This is a genomic window from Maribacter sp. MMG018 (genome assembly GCF_018100785.1).
GTDB lineage: Bacteria > Bacteroidota > Bacteroidia > Flavobacteriales > Flavobacteriaceae > Maribacter.
Genome location: NZ_JAGJEC010000001.1, coordinates 1,784,505 through 1,800,449, shown reverse-complemented (window position 1 = coordinate 1,800,449; position 15,945 = coordinate 1,784,505). Strand labels below are relative to the sequence as shown.

18 protein-coding genes and 2 tRNA genes are annotated in these 15,945 nt (G+C 36.8%); 9 read left to right on the top strand and 11 right to left on the bottom strand.

Annotated elements, in window-relative coordinates:
• The first annotated feature begins 592 nt into the window (after positions 1 to 592).
• Together J8L85_RS07720 and J8L85_RS07715 are read left to right on the top strand one after the other, a co-directional pair.
• Positions 593 to 1,285 carry an NUDIX domain-containing protein gene (locus tag J8L85_RS07720; protein ID WP_211016062.1) on the top strand — a complete coding sequence of 231 codons (693 nt, stop codon included), beginning with the start codon at positions 593 to 595 and terminating at the stop codon, positions 1,283 to 1,285.
• Positions 1,286 to 1,539: 254 nt separating this feature from the next.
• Positions 1,540 to 1,761: a hypothetical protein gene (locus J8L85_RS07715; RefSeq protein ID WP_047246077.1), complete on the top strand. Its 222-nt coding sequence runs from the start codon at positions 1,540 to 1,542 to the stop codon at positions 1,759 to 1,761.
• A 431-nt stretch (positions 1,762 to 2,192) separates the two neighbouring features.
• On the opposite strand, the gene J8L85_RS07710 is transcribed toward J8L85_RS07715, so the two are convergent.
• The 5 genes from J8L85_RS07710 to J8L85_RS07690 all read right to left on the bottom strand — a co-directional run bounded on the left by J8L85_RS07710 (position 2,193) and on the right by J8L85_RS07690 (position 5,849).
• The gene (locus tag J8L85_RS07710; RefSeq protein WP_211016348.1) at positions 2,193 to 2,468 is read right to left on the bottom strand and encodes an ATP-dependent Clp protease adaptor ClpS; all 276 of its coding nucleotides are present in this window, start codon (positions 2,466 to 2,468) and stop codon (positions 2,193 to 2,195) included.
• Between the two features lie 20 nt (positions 2,469 to 2,488).
• Complete coding sequence (gene prmA / locus J8L85_RS07705) at positions 2,489 to 3,325, bottom strand: 50S ribosomal protein L11 methyltransferase (RefSeq protein ID WP_211016060.1); 837 nt, start codon at positions 3,323 to 3,325, stop codon at positions 2,489 to 2,491.
• Between the two features lie 79 nt (positions 3,326 to 3,404).
• The gene (gene tpiA / locus J8L85_RS07700; RefSeq protein ID WP_211016057.1) at positions 3,405 to 4,154 is read right to left on the bottom strand and encodes a triose-phosphate isomerase; all 750 of its coding nucleotides are present in this window, start codon (positions 4,152 to 4,154) and stop codon (positions 3,405 to 3,407) included.
• 42 nt (positions 4,155 to 4,196) lie between these two features.
• Positions 4,197 to 5,294 (bottom strand): BT_3928 family protein, encoded by a 1,098-nt coding sequence (locus J8L85_RS07695; RefSeq protein ID WP_211016055.1) that lies wholly within the window; start codon positions 5,292 to 5,294, stop codon positions 4,197 to 4,199.
• Between the two features lie 9 nt (positions 5,295 to 5,303).
• Positions 5,304 to 5,849, bottom strand: coding sequence for a DUF1599 domain-containing protein (locus tag J8L85_RS07690; protein ID WP_211016054.1), 546 nt, complete (start codon positions 5,847 to 5,849; stop codon positions 5,304 to 5,306).
• Positions 5,850 to 5,951: 102 nt separating this feature from the next.
• On the opposite strand from J8L85_RS07690, the gene folP reads away from it, so the two are divergent.
• Genes folP through J8L85_RS07675 form a run of 3 tightly spaced genes read left to right on the top strand, consistent with a single transcriptional unit; the run spans position 5,952 to position 8,397 of the window.
• Positions 5,952 to 6,776 carry a dihydropteroate synthase gene (gene folP, locus J8L85_RS07685; protein ID WP_211016052.1) on the top strand — a complete coding sequence of 275 codons (825 nt, stop codon included), beginning with the start codon at positions 5,952 to 5,954 and terminating at the stop codon, positions 6,774 to 6,776.
• 56 nt (positions 6,777 to 6,832) lie between these two features.
• The gene (cdaA, locus tag J8L85_RS07680) at positions 6,833 to 7,618 is read left to right on the top strand and encodes a diadenylate cyclase CdaA (protein ID WP_211016051.1); all 786 of its coding nucleotides are present in this window, start codon (positions 6,833 to 6,835) and stop codon (positions 7,616 to 7,618) included.
• A complete protein-coding gene (locus J8L85_RS07675; RefSeq protein ID WP_211016050.1) occupies positions 7,618 to 8,397 on the top strand; it encodes a DUF3667 domain-containing protein in 780 nt (259 codons plus the stop codon). Before cdaA ends, J8L85_RS07675 begins: the two co-directional genes overlap by 1 nt.
• Before the next feature lie 6 nt (positions 8,398 to 8,403).
• On the opposite strand, the gene J8L85_RS07670 is transcribed toward J8L85_RS07675, so the two are convergent.
• The gene (locus J8L85_RS07670; protein WP_211016049.1) at positions 8,404 to 10,173 is read right to left on the bottom strand and encodes an ABC transporter ATP-binding protein; all 1,770 of its coding nucleotides are present in this window, start codon (positions 10,171 to 10,173) and stop codon (positions 8,404 to 8,406) included.
• Positions 10,163 to 10,915: a tRNA pseudouridine(38-40) synthase TruA gene (truA, locus tag J8L85_RS07665; RefSeq protein ID WP_211016048.1), complete on the bottom strand. Its 753-nt coding sequence runs from the start codon at positions 10,913 to 10,915 to the stop codon at positions 10,163 to 10,165. The genes J8L85_RS07670 and truA overlap by 11 nt, the downstream gene beginning before the upstream one ends.
• 82 nt (positions 10,916 to 10,997) lie before the next feature.
• Between truA and J8L85_RS07660 the strand changes: the two genes are divergently transcribed.
• Positions 10,998 to 11,492 (top strand): metallophosphoesterase family protein, encoded by a 495-nt coding sequence (locus J8L85_RS07660; protein ID WP_211016047.1) that lies wholly within the window; start codon positions 10,998 to 11,000, stop codon positions 11,490 to 11,492.
• 61 nt (positions 11,493 to 11,553) lie between these two features.
• Here J8L85_RS07660 and J8L85_RS07655 read toward each other — a convergent pair whose 3' ends face one another.
• The gene (locus tag J8L85_RS07655; protein ID WP_211016046.1) at positions 11,554 to 11,964 is read right to left on the bottom strand and encodes a DUF4293 domain-containing protein; all 411 of its coding nucleotides are present in this window, start codon (positions 11,962 to 11,964) and stop codon (positions 11,554 to 11,556) included.
• Between the two features lie 196 nt (positions 11,965 to 12,160).
• Here J8L85_RS07655 and rho point away from each other — a divergent pair, with 196 nt between their 5' ends.
• The 3 genes from rho (at position 12,161) to J8L85_RS07640 (ending at position 15,337) form a co-directional block, all read left to right on the top strand.
• On the top strand, positions 12,161 to 13,774 hold the full coding sequence (gene rho / locus J8L85_RS07650; protein ID WP_211016045.1) for a transcription termination factor Rho: 1,614 nt from the start codon (positions 12,161 to 12,163) through the stop codon (positions 13,772 to 13,774).
• A gap of 196 nt (positions 13,775 to 13,970) precedes the next feature.
• Complete coding sequence (locus J8L85_RS07645; protein ID WP_211016044.1) at positions 13,971 to 14,642, top strand: hypothetical protein; 672 nt, start codon at positions 13,971 to 13,973, stop codon at positions 14,640 to 14,642.
• An 11-nt stretch (positions 14,643 to 14,653) separates the two neighbouring features.
• On the top strand, positions 14,654 to 15,337 hold the full coding sequence (locus J8L85_RS07640) for a hypothetical protein (RefSeq protein WP_211016043.1): 684 nt from the start codon (positions 14,654 to 14,656) through the stop codon (positions 15,335 to 15,337).
• A gap of 88 nt (positions 15,338 to 15,425) precedes the next feature.
• Here J8L85_RS07640 and rpsT read toward each other — a convergent pair whose 3' ends face one another.
• The 3 genes from rpsT to J8L85_RS07625 form a co-directional block, all read right to left on the bottom strand.
• On the bottom strand, positions 15,426 to 15,677 hold the full coding sequence (gene rpsT / locus J8L85_RS07635; RefSeq protein ID WP_211016042.1) for a 30S ribosomal protein S20: 252 nt from the start codon (positions 15,675 to 15,677) through the stop codon (positions 15,426 to 15,428).
• Positions 15,678 to 15,727: 50 nt separating this feature from the next.
• Positions 15,728 to 15,799: transfer RNA gene (locus tag J8L85_RS07630), tRNA-Glu, on the bottom strand.
• A 37-nt stretch (positions 15,800 to 15,836) separates the two neighbouring features.
• Positions 15,837 to 15,908, bottom strand: a tRNA-Glu gene (locus tag J8L85_RS07625).
• Positions 15,909 to 15,945: the final 37 nt, after the last annotated feature.

Below are 15,945 nucleotides of genomic sequence, written 5' to 3'. Positions count from 1 at the left end.
ACATGTAAATAAAGAAAAGAATTATGGAAAAAACAAGCAATTTTTAAAATATGTTTTATTTTAACACTAATAATTTATGGATTCAACAAAATAACCTCTAAAACCTAATATTTTGAGTTGTAGGACAAGGCTATTTTTTATAGAAAATTACTTATGGACCTACTTACTAACCGACACAGGTTTTACCTACACTACACTTTTAAACCAAAGAATTAAGCCACTCGCGTTAACGGTAACCCATCATAAACAATGCACAACTAGAAATGTTTTTAATGATTGTGGTCGCATCTTTTCTAACTGCTTAAACGAATTGAGCAACCTACCAAAGACAACAATGCAATAGGAGGGAAAAAATATTTTTATTCTAATAGCGCATTAACAATTAAAAATCCATTTTTATATTTTTACAAAAAACGCTACTTCGTTAAACAAAATCACTTAAAAAAATGCCTTTTGACTTTCAAGATAAATACAAAAGAGTAATTTAAACACTTATTCCCCGCAACCGCCTTTCCCTTCAAATTAAATTATTGTTTAGGGAGCTTTCATAAATTTATATTTATTGTTAATTTGTCCGCATACAAAAAAATAAATGGTTCTTAGCAGTTACAAAAATGAAGACAAGGTCTTACTCGCCTTGGACTGTATAATTTTCGGTTTTGATCAAGAAGAGTTAAAAATATTATTGGTAAAAAGAGACTTTGAACCAGAAAAAGGCAAATGGTCGCTTATTGGTGGTTTTCTTAAAAAAGAAGAAAATTTAGATGAAGCGGCTACCAGAATACTACGTTATTTGACCGGGCTTAACAATATTTACATGGAGCAACTGTATACCTTCTCAAAGGTTGATCGTGACCCTGCGGAAAGAACCATATCGGTCGCTTATTATGCTTTGATAGATATTGCCACCCACGATAAGGCACTCTTAAAACAAAACCCCGTACAGTGGTTCAGCTTAAAGGAAGCGCCAACTTTAATATTTGACCACCATCTTATGGTAGAGAAGGCAATATCTCGTTTAAGAAGAAGGGCACTTACCAAGCCTATAGGTTTTGAACTATTGCCCCCAAAATTTACCATGCGCCAACTCCAAAAACTATACGAAGCCATTTTAGACAAAAAATTGGACAAACGTAACTTCATCAATAAATTTAATTCTTTGGACATTTTGATCAAACTAAATGAAAAAGATATGTCATCTTCCAAGAAAGGCGCTTTTTTATTCAAATTCGATGAAGAAAAGTATCGCAGAAAAGTAGAAGATGGTTTTATCTTTAAAATTTGACCAACAATAAGGTACGTTTACGCATGTCTTGTAGAAAAAAACATCTCACAAACATGGTCTAAAATCACCTATTTTAGACGAAATTGCCTGAATGCACAAAAACTTGTACCTCGTTAGAAAATATTTTTACCCAGTAATTACTATTTTTAGTTAAAATCATCATAAATATGTTATATAAATAGTACTATAATTACATCCAATTGAGAAAGAATTGCGTAATTTGATATTTATGTTAACTTTGAAAAAAAACATTAATGGATTTACTTGAAAAAGCTCAGGAATTTGAAAGTCGAAAAATGAGCAATATGTCCACCAGTGACCGAGTGGAGGCATCCAGGGAAGCAAAAGCTTTAATATTGAGTATTAACGAAGTTTACAAAGAAACAAAAGATGCTAACCTAATGGATGTTATGAAACGTCTAACAGAGAAAAAGAAAAAAATCGAAAAACGTTTAAACGGTGTTCCACTAGTTTAAATATTTATTGATTCTTGTTCTTAAGTTGTGCTTAAAACCATAATTAGCACTTGTAATCTATAAAAAATAAAGGCCCCTTCTTTTAAAAGAAGGGGCCTTTATTTTTTTTCCGACAATTGTTTTGAACACCCTATTGTCTCTTATCCTTTATATCTATCCTTTTACCCATTTTTTTACACTACAATGTTATAAAAATTCATCTTTACCCCTACCAAAACCAACTATTGTGCATACCCCAAAATTAGTCAAGAAACTAAATGAACTGTTTAGTTTTATCTTTCAAAATTTTTTAATTTTTTTAGTTTTCCTCTGTTTTGCAATGGCCTTTATATTTATGTATATACACCTAATATAGAGCCATATCATAAGAGAACCTAAAAAAGTACATGTTTATAAGTCAGAAGAGGGTTGGCCGACAAGAGTAGTAACACCTATATTATCTCGGCACTTAACCCCGCGTTCAACAACGCCGAACAACGTGGTTCCAAATCACTATACTCACCGGTTTTAACGGTACACTTACCTTTGTAATGTACTATTAAAGCACATTGCTCGGCCTGCTCTGGAGTATGATCACAAATGGCGATCAATGTATCAATGACATGATCAAAAGTATTCACATCATCATTAAACAGTACAATTTCATTTTGTTTTACCGTTTCTTCCTCTAAAAGGAGCTCTTCGGAAATTTTTTCTTTAGTGCTCATCATTTTCTGTTTAATTATCTCTAAAGTACATATTTTGCTGCAACCCAATTATTCTTTTCAAGATTTTTTTCAAACTTTAAACCCACTTCCGAGCACTTATCGGTAATCAATTGTAGATCTTCTGTATAAAAACCACTCAACAACAGAATTCCATTTTTTTCTAAGCAAGTTCTGTAATCCGGTATGTCGGAAAGAAGTATATTTCTATTGATGTTCGCAATAATAACATCATACTTTTTATTCCCTAGAAGACTAACATCACCTTCAAAAACCTGAATAAATTCTACCTTGTTCCTCTCTACATTCTCCTTTGCATTTAAATAGCACCAATTATCGATATCAATGGCATCTATCGGGTTCGCCCCAAGCTTTGCCGCCAAAATTGCCAAAACACCGGTACCGCACCCCATATCAAGAACACTTTTATCGCGTAGATTTAAAGACAGAAGGTGCTGCAACATCATATGGGTAGTTTCATGGTGTCCGGTACCAAAACTCATTTTGGGCTCTATGACAATATCGTATTCAACGTCTTTCTTTTCATGAAAAGGCGCTCTTATCATACATGTATCCTCTACTATTATGGGCTTAAAATTTTGCTCCCAAGTAGCGTTCCAGTTCTCTTGTTCTATTTCTTTTACGGAATATTCTATCTTAAAATTAGGATTTTGGAGCATATGCAAATCTTGGAGAATATCTTTGTTCCAATCTTCTTTTTGAATATATGCCAAAATACCTGTTTCTTCCTCAACAAAACTTTCAAAACCAAGTTCTCCCAATTCGGCAATAAGAATATCGGAAGCAGGTTGTAACGGTGCCACTTTAAACCGGTATTCTATATAAATAGTGTTACTCATTTAAAACAATTTAAAAAAGGGTATCGAAGATACCCTTTGTTCATATAATTGAAAAAATAAATTTTCCTTTGTTCTGTACTTATATTGCTTTGATAATATCTATAAAATCGTTCGCCACCAAAGAAGCTCCACCGATAAGTCCACCATCTACATCTGGTTTAGAAAAAATTTCAGCTGCATTTGCAGGCTTTACACTACCACCATATAATATAGAAACATTGTCGGCAATAGAAGCATCAAAAGCTTCGGCAATAGTTTTTCTAATAAAGGCATGCATTTCTTGTGCTTGCTCGGGAGAGGCCGTTTCTCCCGTACCAATGGCCCAAACAGGTTCGTATGCCAAAATAATTTTGCCCCATGCATCCTTATCCAAAGAAAACAGAGCGTTCTTTAATTGACTTTCCACTACTTTAAAATGATTTCCAGACTTACGGTCTTCTAACTCTTCTCCAAAACAAAACATTACCCTGATACCGTTCTTTAAGGCCGTTTTCACTTTTTTGGCCAAGATTTCATCGGTCTCCCCAAAATACGCTCTTCTTTCAGAGTGCCCAATTATACAGGTATCAATACCTATATTCAACAACATATCCGCAGAAATCTCACCTGTATAGGCTCCACTTTCCGCAAAATGCATATTCTGGGCAATAACTTGAATACTAGAGTTTTCAAGATTACGAACCGCTGCAGATAAATTTACATAAGTGGGAGCCACCATAACCTCAGCATCAGAATCTGGCAACTTACCTGACAATTCCGTCAACAAAGTTTCCGTTTCTTCTAAATTCTTGTTCATTTTCCAATTTCCTGCAACTATTTTACTTCTCATTATCTTATGTTTCTAATTTATAATTCTTATTATGGTACAATTTCAATCGAACACTAACTCGTCCAAATCATTATAATGTACTTTTTGCTCTATGGTACCCTTCTTTAAAACAAGCACTCCCGGATTTGACCTTACAATTGTTTTTAAGGTTGTCTCATCTGTAAAGTAAAAGTCAAAACCAAGATTATACTTTTTAACGAGTTCATTGGTTTGATCAAAAGAAGAAGCCGACATTCCTATTACCTTATAACCCTTGTCGGATGCTTCATCGGTAACCTTTTTTATTTGACCGAACATATCTAGGTCAGATTTGCGCAGATCATATGCAATTACCATTACCAGCTTGGGTTCTTGCAACAAACCGGCTGCAAAATCCTCTCCATTTTGTTCTATCGTAAAATCGTGCACGGGAGGCTCATACCCCTTCTGGATCTCTTCGGTCTCTACGCCAATAAACTCCCCCTCTACTGTTGGGTAATCACCATTGGTAACGATCACCTCTTCTTTACCGTTTATATTAAATTTCCACGCATATTCATATACAGGTTTTGGGGCCCCTTCCGGTACGCCCATACCTTCTTCGATATTTTTTCCGATTTCATACGGTCTAAAATCTATTACCGGTAAATGATTTAATACATAATAGGCATATACAACACAGGCCACTAACGAAAGTGCCACTATGACCTTTGTGGTGAAAGGCCTAAAAAGGGGTTTTATATACTTTCTACCAAAAAACAATAGTAATATAAGTACCAACAAAACCACATCTTTGGTAAAAGATTCCCACGGTGTTAATTTAATGGCATCACCAAAGCACCCACAATCGGTAACCTTATTAAAGTATGCGGAATAAAAAGTTAAAAAGGTAAAGAATACTATCATGCCCAGAAGACTCCAAAGTGTGTATTTCACCTTATAACCAACAATCAACAATACCCCCAATAGTACTTCTAGAATAACAACAAAAATAGAAATAGCCAAAGCGTAAGGTTCAAAAAAAGGAAGATCCAAAACCCCTTGACTAAAGTATTCTTCCAACTTAAAGGAAAACCCAACGGGATCGTTCAGTTTTATATAACCACTGATAATAAATAATACTCCTACAAAAATTCTGACTATACCTAATATATACCTCATAAAAGCCTATTATTTTATTCCTAATTTTAAATGTATCAAGGCAAAAACAGCGTAATTTATCATATCCTGATAATTTGCATCTATTCCTTCGCTCACCAATGTTTTTCCCTTATTGTCCTCGATTTGTTTGACCCTTAATAGCTTCTGAAGTATCAGATCGGTCAGTGAACTTACCCTCATATCTCTCCATGCCTCACCATAATCATGATTCTTGTTGAGCATTAATTCTTTTGTAACGGCTATGTGCTTTTTATATAGGTCTATAGCCTCCTCAGGGGTCAGATCGGGTTGGTCGGCCACCCCGAGTTCCAGTTGGATCAACGCCATTACAGCATAATTGATTATGCCTATAAACTCAGACACCTCCCCTTCATCTACTTTTCTTACTTCGTTTTCTTGAAGACTTCTTATTCTTTGAGCCTTTATAAATATTTGATCTGTAAGAGAAGGTAGCCTTAAAATGCGCCATGCACAGCCATAATCTCGCATCTTTTTCTCATATAACTCTCGGCAGACTTTAATTACAGCATCATACTGCTCCCCGGTTTTTTGCATGTGATTCTTTCTAATTTGTGTAAATTTCGCTTAAAATTTTGTAACCATCAAAGTTGACGCTTTAAACTTAAAAGTAATAATCTATTAAGCAACATAGAACACATGACCATTAATTGCAAGGGAAAACTAATAGATTTGAACAAGCCCAAAATTATGGGCATACTCAACATCACCCCCGATTCTTTTTACGACGGCGGTAAATACAAAGACGATGCTAGCGTATTAAAGCAGGTAGAAAACATGCTAACAAACGGAGCAACATTCATAGATATAGGCGCATACAGCTCTAGACCGGGCGCCGAAGAAGTTACCACCCAAAATGAGCTTAAAAGATTGCTACCCGTCTTAAATCTAGTTTTAAAAGAGTTTCCGAATGCCCTATTGTCCATAGACACCTTTAAAAGTAAGGTTGCAGAAGAGGCGATCCAAATGGGGGCCGCTGTAATAAATGATATTTCGTCTGGTCTATTGGATGAGGATATGTTGACCATCATTGCCAAATACAATGTTCCGTACATAATGATGCATATGCGCGGAAACCCCAAAACAATGCAACAACATACCGATTATGACAATCTGGTGAAAGATATCCTCTTTTTCTTTTCGCAACGAATGGACAAAGCAACATCGCTAGGTATAAAAGACATTATCATAGATCCTGGTTTCGGATTTTCTAAAACATTACAACAAAACTATGAGCTATTAAACAAATTAGATCTTTTAAAAATAACCGACAGACCTATATTGGTAGGTGTTAGCCGAAAATCAATGATCTACAAATTACTGGGTACAGAGCCAGAAAAGGCCCTGAACGGCACTACGGCACTAAATATGCTAGCCCTGGAAAAGGGCGCTAATATTCTGCGGGTTCACGATGTTAAAGAAGCTATGGAGTGCATAAAGATCCACGAACAATTAACAGCTTAATGTTTAAGTAGTTTTTTGTGTGTCTATTTTTGTTAATTTTACACAAACGGCTTTACTTGGATTTTTTGAATTTTATCGACTTTAAGATTACCGATATACTTGATATCGTTTTAGTGGCCGTACTTCTCTACTACGTGTACAAGTTGGTACGTGGTTCGGTCGCTATCAATATTTTTATAGGAATTGTCATTGTCTGGGCCTTCTGGAAGCTTACAGAACTTTTGGGCATGGAGATGATAAGCAGTATCGTTGGTGCCTTTATGCAAGTAGGTCTTATTGCCCTAATCATTGTTTTTCAACAAGAAATCCGAAAATTTCTTTTAATGATCGGGTCCACCAATTTTGCGAACAAACGAAATTTTATAAAACACTTTAAATTTTTAAAACCAGAAGGCGAAGGTACCAACACCAATGTTGATGCCATTTTAAAAGCTTGCGAGAAAATGGCCTCTTCTAAAACAGGTGCCCTTTTGGTAATAGAGAGGGGCAACTCATTGGATTTCATAAAAAATACGGGCGACCATATGAATATTGAAATCTCACAACCCATCATTGAAAGTATCTTCTATAAAAACAGCCCCTTGCATGACGGTGCAGCGGTCATAGTCGACAATTTTATCGTAGCCACACGGGTCATCTTACCTGTATCCAACGAACGGAACATTCCATTAAGGTTCGGGTTAAGACACAGGGCCGCCATTGGTATTTCAGAAAAAACAGATGCCCTATGTTTGGTAGTAAGTGAAGAAACAGGTTTAATTTCATATATTAAACACGGAGAGTTTATAAAATATAATTCCTTGAATGAATTAGCTGCTATGATAAAAAAGGACTTGACCTAATGGTGTGCAAGAACTGTAACGATAACTTGCGAACAGATTATTCTTACTGTCCCAACTGTGGCGCCAAAGTAATACGCAACCGACTTACCGTAAAAAGTTTATGGGGAGATATCATAGAACGCTATTTTAATCTTGAAAATACTTTTCTAAAAACATTTATACACCTATTTACAAAACCAGAAGTGGTAGCCGAAGGGTACATAAAAGGGATTCGCAGAAAGTACCTTAACCCAATAAGTTATTTGGGTATATCCATAACACTTTCCGGTTTTGTGGTATTTCTGATAAAAAAAGTTGAACTGGACATTAATGTTGATTTTTTGGGCTCGGGTACTACCAGCATAGCCCAAGAGAAATTAATGGACACCATGTACGACTATCACGCCCTTCTGTTTATACTTTTTATACCAATGATGTCTGCAGCCGGGTGGTTATGTTTTAGAGAAAAGAAATATAATTTTTCTGAAAGAACAATTGTTTTCATTTATTCTTTGGCCCATTATTCCTTGTCCATTTTTATTCCTTCTTGTATAATAATTCTGTTCAAACCTGATGGTTATGGTCTTTTTAGTCTGATCGCCCTGTTATTCATGTATTTATACACGGCATTTGTTATAAAAAGAGTATCAAAGGAAAAAGGGATAGAGCTTTGGTCCAAAATATTTATTTTTTGGACACTTTTTACCATCATGTACTTTAGCCTGTCAATGATATTCCCCATTATAATGCTGATTCTTGGGACAATTAACCTAGAGGATTTTAAGCCTACAAAAATCTAAGAACCGTTAAGCAACTTCTTCTGCCAAAAATTGGGCTTCGTACAAACCGCGATAGTAGCCATCTTTTTTCAGAAGCTCTTGGTGCGTACCAATCTCCACTATTTTACCGGCATCCATCACTATGATCTTATCCGCCTTCTTAATGGTAGCCAACCTATGTGCAATGACTATCGAGGTTCTACCTTCCGTAATTTTTTCGGTAGCCCTCTGTATCAATTGTTCAGAATAGGTATCTATAGACGAGGTAGCTTCGTCCAACACCAAAATACTGGGCTTACTCACGTAGGCACGTAAAAATGCGATCAGCTGCCTTTGCCCACTAGACAACATAGTACCACGTTCTTTTACGTTATAATCGTAACCATCGGGTAAACTGGTGATAAATTCGTCTACGCCAATAGCTTTAGCCGCTCGCTCTATATCTAATACGGATACCGACGGATTTTTTAGTGAGATATTATTGGCAATAGTGTCCGCAAAAAGAAAAACATCTTGCAACACCACTGCTATGTGAGCCCTTAACGAAGCCAACTTGTAGTTCTTTATATCGATACCATCTACCAGTATGGTACCTGAATTAATTTCATAAAATCTGTTCAACAAGTTTATTATTGTGGATTTACCGGCTCCCGTCGCCCCAACAATAGCCACGGTTTCCCCAGCATTTACACTAAACGAGATCCCGTGCAACACTTCTTCGTCCTCTAAATAGCCAAACCGAACATCTTTAAATTCGATACTTCCCCTTACCTCTTCTTTCTCCACAGTACCCAAATCATCAATAGAACTGTCCGTATCCAAAATTTTAAAAACCCTATTGGCGGCCACCATACCCATTTGCAAGGTGTTAAATTTATCGGCTATTTGACGTAATGGCCTAAACAACAAATCTATCAACATTATAAAAGCAAAAACAGTACCCGCGACATCATCAGAAATATTGGCAACGTTTTGCAATCCGCCGTACCATACGACCAAACCAACCGTGATCGAAGAAACGATTTCGGCTATTGGAAAGAAAATAGAGTTGTACCAAACCGTTTTTAACCAAGCGTTTTGGTGCTTTTCATTAATTTTTCTAAACTTTTCACTTTCTATTTTTTCACGGGTAAACAACTGCACTATCTTCATTCCCGTAATTCGTTCCTGTACAAATGAATTTAGGTTGGACACCTCTGCCCTTACCTCTGTAAAAGCGACTTTCATTGCCTTTTGAAATAATCTGGTGGCGTAAAGAATAATCGGTAAGACAGCAAAAACGATCAAGGCCAATTTCCAGTTTATGTACACCATGACACCTGCGGCCACCAACATTTTTAACAAGTCGGCGACTATCACAAAAAAACCTTGACTGAATATCTCACCGATACGCTGCATATCTGCCACTGCCCTAGTAACCAGTACGCCTAAAGAAGAATTATCAAAGTATTTCATTCGAAACCCGAGCATCTTCTTGAACAGGTTTACCCTTACATCCCTAATAACGGATTCCCCTAACCAGTTTGCATAATAATTAAAACATAACTGACTTACCACTTGGCCTATCAATACGCCCAACATGGCAATGGTCAAGTGCAACAACATCTCCCCATCGCTACTCTTAATAGCCTCATCAACTATTTTCTTCAATATCACAGGGGTCAATACGGCAAAGGCCGATAGCAAAATAGCTGCCAGGGCCACTCCGTAAAAGGTGAGTCGATAAGGACGTGTATGCGCCATTAAACGCTTAAAAAGACGCGTATCAAAAGCTTTACCTGTGTTATTACTGCTCATTATCAAAAATCGTATTGGGGTACTTAACAGAGGTCAAATATAACCCTTTTGCAGGGACAGAAACTCCGGCTTTGGAGCGATCTTTACTTTTTAAGATGGACTTAACATTGTCAACTGGATATTTACCGGTTCCCACATCTAAAAGTGTGCCTACCACGGCCCGCACCATGTTTCGAAGAAAGCGGTCTGCAGTGATCCTGAAAACAATGACTCCCTCTTCCTTTGTCCAAATAGCGGATTTTACATCACAGAAGTATGTCTTCACATCTGTTTTTGACTTTGAGAAACACTCAAAATCCTGTCTTCCCAAAAGTAATTTGGCCGCATTGTTCATTTCGTCCAAATCTAAAGGAAACCTTATATAATGTGCACTATCCTTATAAAAAGGGTCTTTTCTGGGACTGATCAAATACTCATACGATCTTTCTTCCGCATCAAACCTGGCATGTGCATTGGCGTGCACAGACAGAATATTCATTACGGCAATATCATCGGGCAAGAAAGCATTGACCCTATAAATTAAGTTGGGTATATCGGTAATTTGGTCAATGTCAAAATGCGCATACATTTCTTTGGCATGTACCCCGGTATCTGTACGGCCCGCACCTACCAAATCTATTTTTTTCCTCAACAATTTGGTGAAGACGCCCTCTAGAACTTCTTGTACCGTTAACGCATTTGGCTGCTTTTGCCACCCATGATAGGATTTACCGAAGTATGAAAATTGAACAAAATATCTCAAAAGGATACATTAGTTTTGTGGATCACAAAGATATTAAAAGCAAAATTAGGAGCACATTTTCCTAATTGCCCATATTTGCCATATGACAAAAATACTGCTACTATCGGACACACATTCTTATATGGATGATGCCATTTTAAAATATGCAAAACAAGCCGATGAAATATGGCATGCAGGTGATATTGGATCGCTAGAAGTTACCGATACGCTTTCTTCCTTAAAACCGTTAAGAGCAGTCTACGGCAATATAGACAACCATGTTATCAAAAAAGAATTTCCTTTGAACAATAGGTTTATGTGTGAAGGTGTGGATGTTTGGATCACCCATATTGGTGGTTACCCACCAAAATACAACAGCACAACCAGACCAGAAATTCAAAAAAACCCCCCAAAATTATTTATCTGTGGACACTCGCATATACTCAAGGTTATGTGGGACAAGAAACTGGGTGTTCTACACATGAATCCTGGTGCTTGCGGAAAACACGGGTTTCATCAGATTAGAACCATGCTGCGTTTTGTAATCGATGGTGAAGACATTAAGAATCTGGAAGTGATAGAACTAGGCAAACGATGAAAATAAAAAAACCCGGAAACTACCCCGGGTTTTACGCACTAATACTACTAAGATGTTAGGTTTAACGTAGACGGTCAACAGATTTTACAAGATCTTCATCCTTCTTTATTGCCCTATTGGCAAGGGTTAAAAAAACGATAGAAAATACAGGAATCAACATCCCAATACCCTTCTCAGAAACCGAAGTCTCTCCGGATAAATTTAGCGACCGATAAACGAAAAGTCCTAATAAAAAAAGGTTCAATATTATATTCAACCGGTTTATCACAAACTGGTTTTTTCTCTTCTTATATAAAAATATCGTCCATAATGCCAACGCTCCAATCACATAAAATATTATAGACACCAATACTTCATTCTTTGCATAAATCTCCTCTCCTCTTGCATCTGACCACAAATTTACAAAGAATGGCAAGATACCCGAAATAAGGGCTACCAACACTAAATATACGCTCTGTATTCTTTGAATCATACTCTTTTTATGCTCTGTAAGGCAAAAATACAGGTCTTTTTAAAATTTATCCACCTATTTTTGAAAATAATTTGTATTATTGTGTCGTTGTAATGACAAACACTTACCATTAAGGAAATCTTTCCTTACCGAATATCCATTAATTTAGAATACTTCTTATAATTTCTAAAATACATATAACTTATTTACATATTTAATGTTTGAGATTTCAGATTTAAAATCAAAAAAGCTACCTGAACTTCAGGAAATAGCAAAAGAACTTAACGTTCCCAAATTCAAGAGTCTAAAAAAATTAGATTTGGTCTACCAAATTTTGGACCTACAGGCTGCAAATCCAAAGGCTACGGAAACGGTTGTTTCTGCAGAAACCGAAAATTCCCCCAAGCCAAAACCAAAAGCAAGAACAAAGCGAAAGGTTATTAAAAAAGAGGAGGAAGGAGAAAAAACCGAAAAAAAAGCGGAACCTGCCAACTCAGAAGAACCTAAGGCGGAGTCTAACGAACCTAGAAAACCTCGCCCAAGACCAAGAGCCAACGATAACGACAATAGCAAAAGAGATCACCAAAAGGGTTCTCAGCAAAACAAAAACCAAAACCAAAACAACAGAAAACAAAACCACTCGCGTAACAACAATTACGACAAAAGCAATTTTGACAAGGATCTAAAAAACAGGTACAAAGAACCTGAATACGAGTTCGACAGTATTATCGCAAGTGAAGGTGTTTTAGATATTATGCAAGACGGATATGGTTTCTTGCGATCATCGGATTACAACTATTTATCATCCCCTGACGACATTTATGTTTCGCAATCACAGATTAGATTGTTTGGCCTTAAGACCGGCGACACCGTATTAGGTAACGTAAGACCCCCAAAAGAGGGTGAAAAATATTTTCCATTGATCAAGGTAAACAAGATCAACGGAATAGACCCGCAAGTAGTGAGGGACAGAGTCTCATTTGAACACCTTACCCCTCTTTTTCCAAAAGAAAAATTTAATCTTGCAGAAAGACAGAGCACCATATCTACAAGAATAATAGATTTGTTCTCCCCTATCGGTAAAGGCCAAAGAGGTATGATCGTTTCTCAACCCAAAACCGGTAAAACGATGCTCTTAAAGGACATCGCCAACGGAATCGCCGCCAACCATCCAGAAGTTTATCAAATTATATTATTGATAGATGAAAGACCAGAGGAGGTAACCGACATGCAGCGAAATGTTAGAGGAGAAGTAGTTGCATCTACTTTCGATAAAGAAGCTACCGAGCACGTAAGGGTTGCAAACATTGTTTTGGAAAAAGCAAAAAGATTGGTAGAATGTGGCCATGATGTGGTCATACTACTAGATTCCATCACAAGGTTAGCAAGAGCATACAATACCGTTCAACCAGCTTCCGGTAAGGTTCTAAGTGGTGGTGTTGACGCCAACGCGCTTCACAAGCCTAAGAGATTCTTTGGTGCCGCCCGTAATATCGAGAACGGTGGTTCCCTATCGATTATCGCCACTGCACTTACAGAAACAGGTTCTAAGATGGACGAGGTAATCTTTGAAGAATTTAAAGGTACCGGTAACATGGAACTTCAATTAGACCGTAAAATTGCCAACAGAAGAATATTCCCGGCAATAGACCTTACTTCTTCCAGCACAAGACGCGACGACCTGTTGTTGGACGAGAGCACGTTGCAACGTATGTGGATTATGCGCAAATACCTTGCGGATATGAACCCGGTAGAAGCCATGGAATTTATAGAGCAACGCTTTAAACAAACAAAGAACAACGAAGAGTTCTTGATGACCATGAACCAATAAAACACACATTTTTTATTAGTATAAAATCCCGATTCTAAAAAGAATCGGGATTTTTTTTTGTCCATCCATAACTTTTTGACATTCAGAAAACTGTTTTAAAACACTGCCTTTAATTTAATATCTTTATAAGATCAAAGATTTTTCCCCAACTCTTTGATGTTATTTTCATTAACAACCCATCAAAAAACAAAGAAAAATGCAAAAATCATTATCTACTTTGACCACAGCGGCAAGCATCAGTCTAGCCGTCCTACTTCTTACAAGCTGTAACCAACCCCAAAAAAAAGAGCACCATGACGATTCCCCTGCTCCACCCGAAGTTGAAGCCCCTAGCAACATTATCTCGCTAAAGGAAGCAAATGTTATTTACGACAACTATTCTAAACATAGGGTCAACCCTATAGTGCAATACGAGACCAAAGAAAGAGCACCAGAAAAAAAATTCGAACCGTCGCGTTATGTGGATTTTGACTATGAGACGATTAAACAATATATCGATTACGTAGAACAAGAAGCTAAAAAGGCAGGGGTTAAAAAAATTACCAAATTACGCCTGTATTACGCCAATTACCCTGATCAAGAAAAATTTCCGAACGGCAAAAAGGTAATTCACAAAAGACAGAATTCCATATTTATAGTCCCCACCTTAGAAATGCAAGGAACCAATTATGGATTTTATATCGCAGGTGATGGTAAAGCTGCATTGATAAGAGATTGGAAAGATGATTCTAAAGAAGGATTGGGAGCATCACATAACAAAAAACAAAAAGCCTATGCCGGTTTTTCATTAAATTCAAACTTACAAACCTCTAAAAGTCTTGCTCTTAATTTTGGTCAGAGTGGTCCGCCTCCAAAAACAGACTTTTAATTATCTACAATATGATTTCATGGACTTTTATAAAGGAGAACTACTTCATGATCGGGTATGCGATAACTTTAATAATATCGCTTGCTACTTACAGAAAATATTATGACACGGCCCTCAAGTACTTTCCGATAATCATCACATATACCTTTTTTAATGAAGTCTTAGGTTTTCTAGTCAGGAACTACGACGACATTTCTTTTTTTAAAAATTTAAAATACAGCAATGTAAACGAAGTTATTTACAACATTTATGCTATAATATTCTTTGGTTTTTTCTTCCAGGTATATTGGTTTATTATAGATAACAAAAAATACAAAAAATGGATAGTTACAGGAGCCGTAATCGCCTTTTTGGCATATGCGGTCAGCCTACTGTTCCAAAACCCAGTAGAAACAAATCTTTTTTACGCCATAGCGCTCAGTGCCTGGCTTTTGGTTTTATGCATAGTATTATATTTTAAAAATATGATTCGTCAGGGCCATAAGTTTTACCAAGCGTACAACCTCATGTTCTGGGTCAGCGTTGCCCTTTTTATTTTTCATTTAGTTTTCCCGATTCTTTTTGTAATCGGGTACACCAATTATGATATATGGGCAAAGTATAATCTCAAATCAGTATTAAAAGTGTTTATCGTGATTATGTACACTCTTTTCATAATCGGCTTTTTAAAAGGAAGAAGAATGGCATTTAGGTAATTACCTCCATAACCACCAGAAGAAAAAAGAAGCAACAAAAAAAGCCTTCCTAATAAAAGGAAGGCTTTTTATATTTTATAACACCTGACTATAAAGAAGCTACGTGTTTAGAAAGCTTACTTTTTAAGTTTGCAGCTTTGTTATTATGAATGATATTTCTTTTAGCCAAACGATCGATCATACTAACAACACTTGGCAAAAGAGCCTCCGCATCCTTCTTGTTCTCCTCTGCGCGCAACTTTTTAATAGCGTTACGTGTAGTTTTGTGCTGATATCTGTTACGTAAACGTACCGCTTCGTTTCTTCTAATTCTTTTTAATGCCGACTTGTGATTTGCCATCTTTTAACTTATTATATTTTTATGGGGCCCTATTAACCCATTTACTCAAGTAGCCCGTAGGGGAATCGAACCCCTGTTACCAGGATGAAAACCTGGCGTCCTAACCCCTAGACGAACGGGCCATTAAACCAATTCGGAATACTACATTCCTTATTCCAGTAGCCCGTAGGGGAATCGAACCCCTGTTACCAGGATGAAAACCTGGCGTCCTAACCCCTAGACGAACGGGCCATTACTTTACGTAATTGCGGATGCAAAAATACAATTA